This is a genomic window from Corynebacterium sp. HMSC064E07, assembly GCF_001815745.1.
In the GTDB taxonomy this organism is placed as follows: Bacteria; Actinomycetota; Actinomycetes; order Mycobacteriales; family Mycobacteriaceae; genus Corynebacterium; species Corynebacterium jeikeium_D.
In genome coordinates this window covers 333,919-347,548 of the sequence record NZ_KV821828.1, presented here as the reverse complement: position 1 = coordinate 347,548, position 13,630 = coordinate 333,919, and the positions used below count along the sequence as shown (strand labels likewise).

General features: G+C 59.0%; 11 protein-coding genes and 1 tRNA gene. 4 read left to right on the top strand and 8 right to left on the bottom strand.

All coding sequences use genetic code 11. The annotated features are described in order from the left end of the window. Nucleotides 1-62 precede the first annotated feature (62 nt). The gene (locus HMPREF3053_RS10155; protein WP_005511109.1) at nucleotides 63-536 is read right to left on the bottom strand and encodes a ribose-5-phosphate isomerase; all 474 of its coding nucleotides are present in this window, start codon (nucleotides 534-536) and stop codon (nucleotides 63-65) included. A 228-nt stretch (nucleotides 537-764) separates the two neighbouring features. Between HMPREF3053_RS10155 and HMPREF3053_RS10150 the strand changes: the two genes are divergently transcribed. After that, entirely contained in the window at nucleotides 765-1,970 is a 1,206-nt protein-coding gene (locus HMPREF3053_RS10150) for a TIGR04053 family radical SAM/SPASM domain-containing protein (protein WP_042388514.1), read from the top strand. 27 nt (nucleotides 1,971-1,997) lie between these two features. On the opposite strand, the gene HMPREF3053_RS10145 is transcribed toward HMPREF3053_RS10150, so the two are convergent. After that, entirely contained in the window at nucleotides 1,998-2,642 is a 645-nt protein-coding gene (locus HMPREF3053_RS10145; protein WP_070549429.1) for a mycothiol-dependent nitroreductase Rv2466c family protein, read from the bottom strand. Between the two features lie 148 nt (nucleotides 2,643-2,790). Then, the gene (locus HMPREF3053_RS10140) at nucleotides 2,791-3,321 is read right to left on the bottom strand and encodes an SMI1/KNR4 family protein (protein WP_224783792.1); all 531 of its coding nucleotides are present in this window, start codon (nucleotides 3,319-3,321) and stop codon (nucleotides 2,791-2,793) included. 176 nt (nucleotides 3,322-3,497) lie between these two features. On the opposite strand from HMPREF3053_RS10140, the gene pepN reads away from it, so the two are divergent. Then, nucleotides 3,498-6,200: an aminopeptidase N gene (gene pepN, locus HMPREF3053_RS10135; RefSeq protein WP_049193748.1), complete on the top strand. Its 2,703-nt coding sequence runs from the start codon at nucleotides 3,498-3,500 to the stop codon at nucleotides 6,198-6,200. 67 nt (nucleotides 6,201-6,267) lie between these two features. Continuing rightward, nucleotides 6,268-6,666: a globin gene (locus tag HMPREF3053_RS10130; RefSeq protein WP_049189869.1), complete on the top strand. Its 399-nt coding sequence runs from the start codon at nucleotides 6,268-6,270 to the stop codon at nucleotides 6,664-6,666. An 18-nt stretch (nucleotides 6,667-6,684) separates the two neighbouring features. Here the strand turns inward: HMPREF3053_RS10130 and HMPREF3053_RS10125 are convergent, their stop codons facing one another. From HMPREF3053_RS10125 to HMPREF3053_RS10105, 5 genes are all read right to left on the bottom strand, one after another. Beyond that, nucleotides 6,685-7,488, bottom strand: a complete 804-nt coding sequence (locus tag HMPREF3053_RS10125; RefSeq protein WP_049189871.1) for a DUF8185 domain-containing protein — start codon at nucleotides 7,486-7,488, stop codon at nucleotides 6,685-6,687. Nucleotides 7,489-7,494: 6 nt separating this feature from the next. After that, nucleotides 7,495-7,938 (bottom strand): acyl-CoA thioesterase, encoded by a 444-nt coding sequence (locus HMPREF3053_RS10120; protein WP_016422286.1) that lies wholly within the window; start codon nucleotides 7,936-7,938, stop codon nucleotides 7,495-7,497. A gap of 135 nt (nucleotides 7,939-8,073) precedes the next feature. Beyond that, entirely contained in the window at nucleotides 8,074-9,744 is a 1,671-nt protein-coding gene (gene ettA / locus HMPREF3053_RS10115; RefSeq protein ID WP_016422285.1) for an energy-dependent translational throttle protein EttA, read from the bottom strand. A gap of 285 nt (nucleotides 9,745-10,029) precedes the next feature. Beyond that, nucleotides 10,030-10,590, bottom strand: a complete 561-nt coding sequence (locus HMPREF3053_RS10110; protein WP_049170979.1) for a single-stranded DNA-binding protein — start codon at nucleotides 10,588-10,590, stop codon at nucleotides 10,030-10,032. A gap of 232 nt (nucleotides 10,591-10,822) precedes the next feature. Then, a complete protein-coding gene (locus HMPREF3053_RS10105; RefSeq protein ID WP_070767657.1) occupies nucleotides 10,823-12,970 on the bottom strand; it encodes a bifunctional copper resistance protein CopD/cytochrome c oxidase assembly protein in 2,148 nt (715 codons plus the stop codon). A gap of 86 nt (nucleotides 12,971-13,056) precedes the next feature. Between HMPREF3053_RS10105 and HMPREF3053_RS10100 the strand changes: the two genes are divergently transcribed. Further along, a tRNA-Arg gene (locus HMPREF3053_RS10100) sits at nucleotides 13,057-13,129 on the top strand. The last annotated feature ends 501 nt before the right edge of the window (nucleotides 13,130-13,630 follow it).

The following is a 13,630-nucleotide window of genomic DNA, read 5'->3' as shown; positions in this document are numbered from 1 at the left end:
AGAGTTTTCTGGAACCAGACCCCTTTTTTATTCCTATCAACAGATAGCGAACAGCAATCCCTTTAAGCTTCTGGCAGCTCCGGGGCAACGCCAGTCTTTTCGTACTCTGCCAGAATGTCGATGCGGCGCTGGTGACGCTCCTCCTCGCTCCACGGCTGGGAGACGAAAGCATCGACGATAGCCAGGGCCTCTTCCTCAGAGTGCATACGACCGCCGAGGCCGATCAGCTGAGCATTGTTGTGCTCGCGGGCGAGCTTTGCGGTCTCCACCGACCAAGCCAGCGCACAACGAGCGCCCTTGACCTTGTTAGCAGCAATCTGCTCGCCGTTGCCGGAACCGCCGAGCACGATGCCCAGGCTGCCCGGATCAGCGACGGTACGGGAAGCCGCCTCAATGCAGAATGCTGGGTAATCATCTGCAGGGTCGTAGGTGTGAGCGCCGCAATCAACGACGTCGTGGCCAGCCTTCTCCAGGTGGGCCTTAATCAGGTTCTTCATCTCAAAACCGGCGTGGTCTGCACCAAGGTAAATACGCATGGCAGCAAGTTTAGCGGTTCCCACGGATTCCACGGCGCCTGCACCCGTTTTAGGTATTGCTTGACGACGTCTCCTGCGCAGCCGAATAGGGTGAAAAGTGACTGTATTTGCGTTTCAGCACGCCTTCGAAACCGGAAATTGGGTGCTTTTACCGTGTCTCCTGCGCCGCAAGCTCACTTCCAAGTCGATCCTGAAGCCCATGGCTCCCATGGGAATCATCACGCACCGGTGGTGCGAACGGTTCGGCATGACATCAACAAGAAACCATTTATTGTCATTTGGGAGGTCACGCGGGCTTGTGGCTTAGTCTGCAAGCACTGCCGTGCAGATGCGCAGCACGAGCCGCATCCTCACCAGCTTTCGACCACCGAGGGCAAGATGCTGCTGGAGACCTTGGCGTCGTATAGCAAGCCGAAGCCGCTTGTAGTGCTCACCGGCGGTGATCCTTTTGAGCGTGATGACCTGGAAGAATTGGTGCGATTCGGCACGGAGCAGGGCCTGAATATGTCGCTATCTCCATCGGTGACGCCGCGGCTCACGCCAGAGCGGATTCAGTCACTGCGTGAGGCCGGTGGCAAGGCGATGTCCATGTCGCTCGATGGCGCGACTGCCCAGACCCATGACAAGTTCCGTGGATTTTCGGGCACTTTTGAAAAGACGCTCGAAATGGCTCCGCACATCAACGAGGCCGGTTACCGGCTGCAGATTAACTCGACCCTGACCAAGGGAAATATTCATGAGGCGCCAGCGCTGCTGAAGACCGTCATGGAGATGCAGGCCAAGATGTGGTACGTCTTTTTCCTCGTTCCCACTGGTCGCGGTGCGGATTTGGGCGCATTGTCACCGGAGGAACGCGAGGATGTTCTGCACTGGTTGTCTGATGTGTCCAACCGAATTGCCATTAAGACGACGGAGGCGCCGCAGTATCGGCGCGTCGTCATGCAGCAGGAGGAAGCGAAGGAAAAGGGGCTGCCACCCTATGAGGGCGGCGAGCTCTACCGTTACTTGACCGAGGAAACGACAAAGCTGCTCGGTGCTGTGCCGGAAAAGCCACGTCGCCCGCGCTCCCCCATGGCCGTCAATTCCGGGTCAGGTTTTGCCTTCATTGACCACATCGGCGACGTCTACCCCAATGGCTTCCTGCCGCTTCACTGCGGAAATGTGAAGGCCACGCCATTCCAGGAAATCTATTCGAACTCGCCGGCGTTCAAGGCCCTTCGCGATCCGGACAATTGGCATGGAAAGTGCAGCGTCTGTGAATACCACAGCGTATGCGGTGGGTCCCGGTCGACAGCGTACGCGTTGACCGGGGATTACACCGCATCCGACCCGACCTGCATCTACATCCCGCCACGGTGGGCTGCCATGAGCGAAGAAGAACGGCAGGCCTCTACCGGGCAGAATGCTGGAGCCGGAGCGGGTCAGCTCTCCTAACTGCGCGCCCCAGCTGCTACTGCTTTCTTAGTCGAAGCGCGGGTCCTCAGTCCGGGAGCGCTTAATTTCGAAGAAGTACGGGTAGCTGGCGACGGCAACCGAGCCGTCGAAAATCTTGCCGGCTTCTTCGCCGCGTGGGATACGGGTAAGCACCGGACCGAAGAAGGCAACGTCGTTGAGCTTGACCACCGGAGTGCCGACGTCGTTGCCGACCTCCTTCATGGCCTCTGCGTGGTTTTCACGCATGAGCTCATCGAACTCGGTAGTCAGGGCCTGTGCCAGGCGCTCTTCCGGCAGTCCAACCTCTGCGAGGGCTTCCTTAATCAGCTCGTCGAATGCGTGCTCCGGCTCGTCGACATGCGCATGGCGATCGATGCGGTTTTCGTTGTGAATCTTCGTGCCCAGCGCGGTGTAGAGCTTGTCGACGGCCTCCTGGCCATCCTGGGAGAACACGGCGTTGAACAGGCGTGCCGGGGTCCAGTTGCACTGCATCATGAACTTGTAATCTTCCGGCAGTTCATCGCGGCCTTCATTGAGCACCGACAGGCTCATCGGCTTCCACTCGATCTCGATGTCGCGGACCTTTTCGACTTCCTTAATCCAGCGCGACGTCACCCAGCAAAACGGGCAGGAAACGTCGAAGTAAAAAGTGACCTTGTCTCGATTGCTCATGTGAAAGTCCTCCTAAAGCATTGATTGACTTATCAACGACTATAGGGCGGATTTTTTCGGCTCGCATTCATGAATTCGGATGGGTCCGAAGTTCTACCGGACCTGGTGTTAACTGGCTCCCCCATCGGGCGCCGTCTAAATCGCCTACCTAACCGTTCCAGGGCAAGCCCGTAGCCTCCAGGGAATCAGCGGCAGCCTCCAGGTAGGCAGGCCAGTCGGCGTAGTCCAGGAACTCCGAGCCCACCTCGTGGTCCATGGAGACCATCTTCCCCGAGCGCATGTCCAGACAGTAGTTGTTTCCGCCGAAGTCCATGACCAGTGGAATCCATGCCTCGTGATACCACTTGCCATCCGAGTCGGCGCTGTCCATGCTTTCGGCTTCAAAGTCATCGAACTCGCCGTCGGCCTGCAGCTGAGTCCACAGCTTGTAGTCATTCAGAATCGACTTAGGCGGTGCAATCCAGCCACCGTCCCACGGCTCACCGTCCACAGACGCGTGCCGCAGCCACGAAGCTCGCACGTAGTCTGGCAGCTTTACTCCGAGGTCAGCCTCAAGCTGATCCAGTTCCGCTTCTGTCGCCGGGGCCTCCAAAGCATCGTCGCCAAGCTTTGCTTCAATGCGATCCCACGCCGCGTTGACCCGTTCAACCTTGCTTGCATCATCACTGAGTTCGTACATGAAACGAAGTGTATTCACGTTCGGCTTTGCTCGCATGCCAAAGAAGCCAAAATCTCGCTCAATCGACCGCCAATCGACCGCCCGAATCGACACGCAATGAGCGAGGAAGTCGAGGTCACCCCGCCCACCACGCTACTGCCCGATTCCCAATCCGGGGTCGTGGTTACACTTGTCGCATGACTTCCACGAACCTAACCAGGACCGAGGCCGCCGACCGTGCGGCCATGCTCGAGGTGTCCCACTACGACATCTCCCTCGACCTTACGACCGCACCGGTCGGTGGGCAGCACAGCGCACCAACATTCGCTTCCAAGACCACAATTTCTCTGAAAGCGAAGCGCGCTGGTTCCACCTTTATTGACCTGCGTGATGCGGTTGTCAAGAGTGTGACCATCGACGGCGTCGATGCCACGGAGGCCGCTCGCTATGACAGCGAGACCGGCATTAACGTAGACCTGACCGAAGGTGACCACACCGTCGTTATCGATGCGGACTGTCGTTACACCAATAACGGCCAGGGCATTCACCGCTTCCAGGATCCCGCCGATGGCGAAACCTACCTGTACTCGCAGTTTGAAACTGCCGATGCCAAGCGCGTGTTCGCCTGCTTTGACCAGCCGGATTTGAAGGCGACGTACTCCATCCACGTCGTGGCGCCGAAGGGCTGGAAGGTTATTTCCAACTCGGTAGCCAAGACCGGCACCACCACCGATGTCCACGGCAATGAGGCCGACACCTTCGACTTCTCAGTGGATGTTCCGCTGTCGACGTACCTCGTCGCAGTCTGTGCGGGCCCGTGGCACGAGGTCACTGACTCGTGGACCGGCACTGTCGCACCGCACCCGGAAACCCCTGCCGAGCACCAGCCGGACGGCGAGCTGACCATTCCGCTAGGAATCTACTGCCGCCAGTCCATCGCCGAGTACCTCGATGCCGACACTCTGTTCAAGGAGACCAAGGAAGGCTTCGACTTCTACGCCAAGCACTTCGGCGAGCCCTACCCGTTCGGCAAGTACGACCAGATCTTCTGCCCGGAATACAACATGGGTGCGATGGAAAACGCCGGCTGCGTGACCATCCGCGACGAGTACGTCTTTCGTTCCAAGCCCACCCATTACCTCTACGAGCGCCGCAACGACACCATCCTGCACGAGATGGCTCACATGTGGTTCGGCGATTTGGTCACCATGCAGTGGTGGGATGATCTCTGGCTCAACGAGTCCTTCGCTACCTGGTCGGCTGCCGCCGCACAGGTTGAGGTTTCCGATTACAGCCACGCCTGGACCACCTTCGCCAACGTAGAGAAGGCCTGGGCCTACAAGCAGGATCAGCTGCCGTCGACGCACCCGATTGCCGCCGATGCCAGCGACATTGACACCGTCGAGCAGAACTTCGACGGCATCACCTACGCCAAGGGCGCGTCCACCCTCAAGCAGCTGGCCGCCTACGTTGGTCAGGACGCCTTCCTCGCCGGTGCTCGTCTTCACTTTTCCCGCCACCGCTTTGGCAACGCCACCTTCGCGGATCTGTTGGAGGCGCTCTCCGAGGCCTCCGGTCGCGATCTGTCTGGCTGGGCCGATCAGTGGCTGACCACCACCGGCATCACCACCCTGGCGCCAGAGTTCCATCAAGAGGACGGCAAGTACACCTCCTTCGCAGTCACGCAGGAAGGCGCCGAGCCGGGTGCCGGTGAACTCCGTGATCACCGAATCGCAGTGGGCATCTACAACCTGCGCGGCACCGGCGCGGACGCTGTACTTGAGCGCACCAAGCGCGTGGAAATCGACGTCCGCGGTGCCCGCACCGATGTCCCAGATCTGGTCGACACACCAGTTGGCGACGTCGTGCTGGTTAACGACGACGACCTCACCTACAGCATGATTCGCCTGGACGAAGGCTCGCTTGCCACCGTCATCGACAACATCGGCGCTTTCACCGATTCGATGGCGCGCACACTGTGCTGGTCCGCCACCTGGCAGATGGTTCGCGCAGGCCAGATGCGCGCTCGCGACTTCGTCAACCTGGTGCTTCGCGGCATCCCGGGCGAGGATAAGCTCTCCGTCTTGGAGCGCGTCATCGCTCAGGCGGTCAGCGCCGTCAACGTCTACGCCGATCCTCAGTGGGCCGAGTCCACCGGCCGCGATCTGCTGGCTCAGGGTCTGTTGGACTACGCGAAGAAGGAAACCGACGCCGACCGCGCCCTGGTTTTCGTTAACGCTCTGGCTACCGTGGGCTCGTCGAATAGCGACGTCGCCGACGCACTGCGCGCCATCTACGCCGGCGACGCCGACAAGGCTGGCTTCCCCGCTGTCACTGTCGACACCGACATGCAGTGGCGCGCCTTGAAGGCTCTGGTTTCCGCTGGTCTCGAAGGCGAGGAGGCCATCGCAGAGCTTGAAAAGACCGACAATTCAGCACTCGGCGCACAGGCCGCCATCGCCTGCCGCGCCTCCGTGCCGACGCTCGCCAACAAGTCCCGCGTCTGGGCTGAGGCGACTGTCTCCGGCGACGACGCCCCATCGAACCTTGTCATTCGCCACCTGCTGGCCGGCTTCAACGCGCCGGGCTCGGGTGCAGTGCTCGCGCAGGCGCTTGACGACGACTCCCGCGCCACCATCAACGCGGAGCAGTCGGCAACCTCACTGTCGGAGCACTTCTTCGCTGTTGCCAACAGCTGGTGGAAGCAGTTCTCATCCGAGACGGCACAGACGCTGCTCGAGGGCTTCTACCCCACCTGGGAGATCAGTGATGAGGCAATTGCAGCCGCTCAACGTCTGCTCGACAGCGACGAGACTGCATCGCCGGTCAAGCGCATCATCTCTGAGCAGCAGTTCCTGGTGAAGCTCGCTCTTCGCGCCCGCGAGTTCGACGCGAAGTAACAAGTGATTTCGGCCGGCACTTTGGCCGTTATCGTTTTCGTGGCATCAAGTCGATAGACTTGGTGCCATGACAACTTCTCAGACGCTCTTTGACTCCGTCGGCGGCGAGGATGTCTTCAATCGCATCGTCCATGGTTTTTACACGCGCATGCGTTCCGATGACCTCATCGGCCCGATGTACCCCAGCGATGACTGGGAGGGCGCCGAGGATCGACTCCGCATGTTCCTCGTCCAGTACTGGGGCGGGCCGCGTTCGTACAGCGAACAGCGTGGTCATCCGCGCCTGCGCATGCGCCACATGCCGTTTTCCATCGGCGAAGCCGAACGCGACCGCTGGCTGGAGATCATGAGTGCCTCACTCGCAGACATTTCCGATGACGAGCTCCCCCGCCCCCAGCGCGAAGCCATGTGGAACCACATGGTGCAGGTTGCTGACATGCTCATCAACCGCTTCGACGCGCAGTAGGAATTAGGCCCTGCGCCGCTAGTTCAGCAGCGGCAGCACGCCAAAGGACTCGAGCGTAAAGATCGAGCCAAACCGCCCATCCAGCCGGTGCCACCGTCCCTTTGTGGACACGCGCACCGGCTCTTTTTCATCCGGTTGCTCCGGGATAAAGCCCATCGTGCACAGCGCAAACACGTCCCGCATGGTCACGTCCACCACGCTTTTCGACGTCTCCTGCGACTGCCCTTCCCCTGTATCAACAGTGGCTTCACCGGTACCGCCGCTGACAGTGAGAACCTTTTGGTCCAGCAGAGACGGTGGCATGCCCATCGGGCCGGAAGATTCGACGGCGACCGCGCGCCCCTGCTTCTCGAGAGTCCGGAAGGCAGTGGCTGGAACATAGTCGACAACCTGCCATCCTTCCGGCACTGGCAGGAATCCCGGCCAGGAGGACGCCGACTGCGCATGCACGCGGTATGGCATCGCGGTGAGCGAAGCTTCTTTCTCCTCTCCGTCCTCAGCAGTTTTTGCCTGCGCAAAGGCACGCACTGCGATGTCTTTAATCTCCGCGGCGGTGACGATGATGTCGTCGGGAAGCGCGTGCAGCGCAATCGTGCGCATGGCGAGCGGGCCGATTGGGGTCTTCACCCATACCTGCGACATTGCGGGCGCAGCGTTAGGCGCGGACGAGGAACTGATACCAGCGGCGGCGGTCTTACGTACTCGGATGCGTAGCAACGTGCTCTCGTCGAGGGCGTAGGCCTTATGGGCCAGGACGCCCAGGTTCTTCAGGGCATCGGGAGTGCCGAAGGTCAGCTCGGCAGCGGGATGAGAAGTGGTCACGGCGAATTACTTGTCCTGGTCTTCCTTGTTGTCTTCGATTGCGGGAGCTGCAAAACGCTCCAGTTCACGGCGGGCAGACGGGGAGAGCTCGACTGCCTTCGCAGTCTTGAGATCAAACATCACCATCACGGTTTCGAGCACAGCAACGATGTGATCATGCTGGTCGGAGATTGTCTGGCGAAGTGTGAAAGAGGTGCGACCGAAGTTGATGATCTCGGTCTCAACCACAACTTCCTGGGTGTCCGGCAAAATAGCGCGGACGTAGTCAATCTCCAGGCGACGCACCACTGCCGCAGGCATCCCTGCCCCGCCGCCGAGACCGCGCATCACAAAGTCCAGACGAGCCTGCTGGGCGTATTCCAGGAAAGCGGTGTTGTTGGCGTGGCCATACTGATCGAAATCAGACCAGCGGATAGCGACGTTGGTACGAAATGGTGCTGATTCAGTCATACCCAGAACTATAGGCGTTTTCTGGAGCTACGAGCCTGCGAATACGCGAAAGCCCGGGACCTGTGCACTGGTGCGAGCCAGTCCACAAGGTTCCGGACTTTGCCGTTGGCAAAAATCAGATTCGCGCGAAACAGATTATCGGGTCAGGCGACGGTGCGTGACGCGCGACGGGCGTGCAGCCTCCTCGCCGTAACGCTCAATCTTGTTCTTCTCGTAGCCCTCGAAGTTGCCCTCGAACCAGAACCACTTGCCCTCTTCGAAGTTGCCTTCCCATGCGAGGATGTGGGTACAGGTGCGGTCCAGGAACCAACGGTCGTGGGAAATGACCACGGCACAGCCCGGGAAGTTCTGCAGTGCGTTTTCCAGCGAAGACAGGGTTTCGACGTCAAGGTCGTTAGTCGGCTCATCCAGGAGGATCAGGTTACCGCCCTGCTTCAGGGTCAGCGCGAGGTTCAGACGGTTGCGCTCACCACCGGAGAGAACCTTCGACGGCTTCTGCTGGTCCGCACCCTTGAAACCGAATGCAGACAGGTACGCACGAGACGGCATCTCGTTCTGGCCGACCACGATGTAGTCGAGACCATCAGAGACAACCTCCCAGACGGTCTTTTCCGGATCGATGTTTTCACGACCCTGGTCAACGTAGCTGAGCTGAACAGTCTGACCGACCTTGACCTCACCGGAATCCGGCTGCTCCAGACCCACGATGGTCTTGAACAGGGTGGACTTACCCACACCGTTCGGGCCAATCACACCGACGATGCCGTTACGCGGCAGGGTGAACGACAGGTCCTTAATCAGGACGCGGCCATCAAAGCCCTTCTCCAGGTCCTTGACCTCAACAACCTGGTTACCCAGGCGCGGCGGGGTCGGAATCTGAATTTCTTCGAAGTCGAGCTTCTTGTACTGCTCGGCTTCCTCCACCATCTGCTCGTAGCGCTCCAGACGGGCCTTGTTCTTGGCCTGGCGAGCCTTCTGCCCCGAGCGGACCCACGCCAGCTCATCCTTCAGGCGCTTCTGCAGCTTGGCGTCCTTCTTACCTGCAACCTCAAGGCGCTCAGCCTTCTTCTCCAGGTAAGTCGAGTAATTGCCCTCGTACGGGTAGAGCTTGCCGCGGTCGACCTCACAAATCCAGCCAGCGACGTGATCCAGGAAGTAACGGTCGTGAGTCACGGCCAGGACAGCGCCCGGGTACTTAGCCAGGTGCTGCTCGAGCCACAGCACAGACTCGGCGTCCAGGTGGTTAGTCGGCTCGTCGAGAAGCAGCAGGTCCGGCTCGGAGAGCAGCAGCTTTGCCAGTGCTACACGACGACGCTCACCACCGGAGAGGTGAGTAACCGGCTCGTCCGCCGGCGGGCAGCGAAGCGCATCCATTGCCTGCTCAATCTTGGAATCCAGCTCCCAAGCATCAGCGGCGTCGAGCTCCTCCTGGAGCTTGCCCATTTCTTCCATGAGCTCGTCGGTGTAATTGGTGGCCATCTCCTCGGCGATGGCTTCAAAACGAGCCTTCTTCTCGAAGATGTCGCCGAGGCCCTCCTCGACGTTGCCGCGAACGGTCTTCTCCTCATTCAGCGGAGGCTCCTGCAGCAGGATGCCGACAGTGGCGCCCGGCTCCAGGAAAGCTTCACCGTTACTCGGCTGATCAAGGCCAGCCATAATCTTCAGAATCGACGACTTACCTGCGCCGTTCGGACCGACCACGCCGATCTTTGCGCCCGGGTAAAACGCCATGGTGACGTTGTCGAGAATAACCTTATCGCCGTGCGCCTTGCGCACGTTTTTCATCTGGTAGATGAACTCACCCATGGTGGAATTTCGTCCCCTCGTAGAAAGGAAATAAGCAATCCCTGTAGAGGTTACGCATAGGAACCAAAAGGCACAATCTACATGGGCGTACCCGCAATCCTTTCCCACCAAAATCTCTGCCAGGCTCCTAGCAAAACTAGCTGCGAGATAACGCTGCCGAATCGTATGCGATCCCTCCCCTTTCTCAGCAGCGTCACCTCACGTGCAGTAATTACCCCTCCCCTCTTTCCGCTCTTTCAGCGGCTCCCCCTCATTCCGCTCTACAACGATGTACTGGCTCCTGGGTTAGAACGGCGCACTGACTCCTGCATCAGCCATTTCTCGCTGCTCCGAACTAGCTGCACCTGTGTTCCCCGCCTCACCAGCGCCGCCCGTACTAGCAGTGAAGGTGCGCACGGCCCCGGCCTGAGACGCAACTGTCTCAGTAACCGAAGCTTCCGAATCCCCAGTCGATGACTCACCAAGACCAGTCGGCGACTCATGCGGCTTCTCAGTCATAGTCTTCACCGTTGCCAGGTGACGGCGCAGATTCGGACCTACCGCCTTAGCAATGATCTTCTGGCGCTGATGCTTCGTACCATCATCGCCCTCCCAGCGATCCGTACGAACGTGACCGTGGACAATGACGGCTTGGCCCTTCCACACCGTGTTATTCACGTTCTCGGCGAGCTTGCCCCAACATTCAACATCAAAATATGACGTCTCCGACTGCTCCCAACCATTCTCCCCCTTCCATGACTTGCTGGATGCCACAGAAAACTTGCAGACCTTTGCCCCAGAATTGGTATTTCGATTTTCCACATGATGGACCACATTGCCCACCACGGTAATAACTGCCTCAGACATCGGGCTCCTCCCCCAAAGAAAGCGTTTACCTACTGCGGCCGAATAATTCGAAGGTGTCTCATTCGTGCCGTGCCAATTACTTTTCCGGCTTCGAGAAACAAATGAAAGAGGTACATAAAAAGCCTGTGGATAAGTTTGTCGAAAAGACAACTATCCACAGGCTACGTATGAAGTTGAGGGGCGAAGTCGCGGCAATCCTCGTCGTCAAGCATGCAAAATCAGCTTAACGACGCTACCTTCCGCGCCTCTTCGAGGCATCAATCGGATTATCCATGTGCACCGGATGCTGCGCGTCAACCTCCGAGGTGTAGTAATCGCGCTCATCCTCGCCGCCAACACCGACCTGCTGGCTCATGCGAGCGAGCATTTCGTTGTAAGCGGCCAACTCCTCATCATTGTTGCGGTCCGCGACGCGGTCGTAGCGGGCTGCATCCTTTTCATCGGAACGCCGCCACTGTACAAACAGCGCAACGGTGACGATGTAGAGCGGAACCTCACCGGCAGCCCACGCGACGGCACCACCAACGTTCTGATCTTCCAGGAGATTCACTGCCCAAGGGAGATCCAGGCTGGCGTAGTAGGTCTCGGCAAGCACCTGCTGCGACTGCATCAGCGAAATACCGAACCAAGCGTGGAACGGCAACGACCCCATCAGCGTGACCAGCTTGACCGACGGCTCAATCTGCTGTGGTGCAGCATCGACACCGATAATGACCCAGTAGAAGATGTAACCGGAGATCAAGAAGTGGATGTTCATGAACACGTGGCCCGCGTGCTCATCAGCCAGGAAGTCGTAAATCGGTGTCATGTAGAGCAGGTAAAAGCCCGCGACGAACTGCACCGTTGCCACAACCGGGTGCGTGAGGAAACGCGACACCGGGTTGTTGATGAAGACCACCAGCCACTCACGAATACCAGGCAGACCATCGCGGCCGGCCGGCTTCAGCGCACGCAGCGCGAGCGTAACTGGGCCGCCCAGGACCAGCATGACCGGAATGCCCATGGAGTAAAGCATGTGGGCGATCATGTGAACCGAGAACAGAGCCGGCATGTACACGCCCAGCGCGCTGCACGAAGTAAACAGCAGCGTGGCACAGCCGGCGAGCCACCACAGGGTGTTGGACAGCGGCCAGGTACCGCCGCGCTTCTTCAGCAAGTAGAGCCAGTACAAGTAAATCCACGCGGCAATGATGGCGGCAGAGCCGAAGAAGATGTCAAAGCGCCACTGCGTGAACATGGCCTCCCAACCGAATGGGATCTCCAGGTTGTAACCTAGCTTGACCTGCATCTGCGTAATCGACGGCAGGCCCTCACCGCCGGCCTGCTCAGAGAAATTCGGTGGCGGCGGAGTACGGCCCAGAGCTACGGCAACGCCGATTGTCAGCGCCATGATGATGACCTCGCCAATGGCCAGACGCCAGAATGGACGATTCGACTGAGCGCGCTCAATCTCCGGAATGGTGATCTTGCGGTGCACATAGCCGCATAGGCCCAGCAAGATAGTGAGAACGGCCTTGACCAGCACCATGATGCCGTAGTTGTTGCTGACCAGGTCAGACCAGTCAATGTTGATGGCTGCGTTAATGAAGCCGGAGGCAGACATGGCGATGAAAGCCACCAACGCCACGAAAGAATAGCGCTTCACTACCTCTGGCATCCATTCACCGCGACGACGCGCGTGGCCAACCAGCGCCATCAAACCGCCGACCCAAAACACAGTGAAGGTCAAGTGCCAGATGTAGGAGTTAGTGCCGTAGTCATGGGCACCACCGGAGGCATTGTGGCTTACAACCGCCAGCGGCATCATCGACACCAAGCTGATGGCGAAGAACACCGGCTGCCAAATCCACTTACGAGTCAGCGATGAACCAAGCGCCACAATGCCCGCAAAAATAGCTACCCACAGCCACGCCAAGCCCTCCTTGGTCTGCTCCAACGACACAGCCCAGTTACTCAGCTGAATCGTCGTCGACAGCGGCTGGCCCGACACATCGGAGAGCACCAGCGGAATCTCCATCAGCGCCATGAGGCCCCAGCCGAGCATGGCCCACATACCCGTGCGGGATGCCGTGTAGCCGTCGAGGCCCAAAGTGCCGTCGGCACGCTGCTTCGTACCGAAAGCGGCGAGCATAAACGAACCGACACCGAGGCAGGCGAGCAGCTCACCGGCCGCCTTCGCGAACGGGAACCCGAAGGTGGTGATTGTGCCGGGATCGGGAATACCCAACGTGGCGCGCGAATCCATGTTGAACGCCATCGAGAGCAAACCAGCTAGAACGCCGCCGATAAGTACAAAAACAACGTACCAACCAGCAGATTTACGGACTTTCTTATCCTTGCTAACAGGCGGAGAGGTCTCGGCCTTGGTCGTGGCAGTCATAGCCCTAAGCTTAGCGACCAAAGTCCCTAGAACAGAACCGGTTGTGATTGGCTACATTAGAGACGCTACAATGCTTTTCTTAGCTAGCCTCCATAGCTCAGTGGACAGAGCAGTCGGCTTCTACCCGATTGGTCGAGGGTTCGAATCCTTCTGGGGGCGCGTTTTCTATCCCCGTCATGAACTGGTGTTTTTCGAGTTCAGGCGGGGGTTTACCCTATCTGACTACCCCGCTAATGTAGGCTCAGATTGGCTCTTGTTGGTTTAAATGCAGCGGAAATGCAGCGGATTTTGGGCATGAAAAAACGCCCCGCCGGTCAGCTGTTCGGAAATCCCGAACAACTCAAACCAACGAAGCAACGGCTCTTGGTTAGTTCTCGGTCGGTGGATTCCAGGCATTCGGCAACGCATGCAAAATCCCCCACACTTGGCGCCGCAAACCGGCTCTACAGCCGAGCCCGTGAACTGGCTCACGCACCCCACTCTGGTAATCCGCATTTCGACACCAGAGCAGAACATTCCGCAGCCCAGACAACTGCCGGGCTACTCATCTCTCATACCAAGTACGCTGCAGCGGAAGCAATCTACGAACCAGCCACTGGGGCCATAGCCCGGGAATTTGATTTCGCCACTCAGCTACTGCCAGTGTGGCGGGAATTGCTC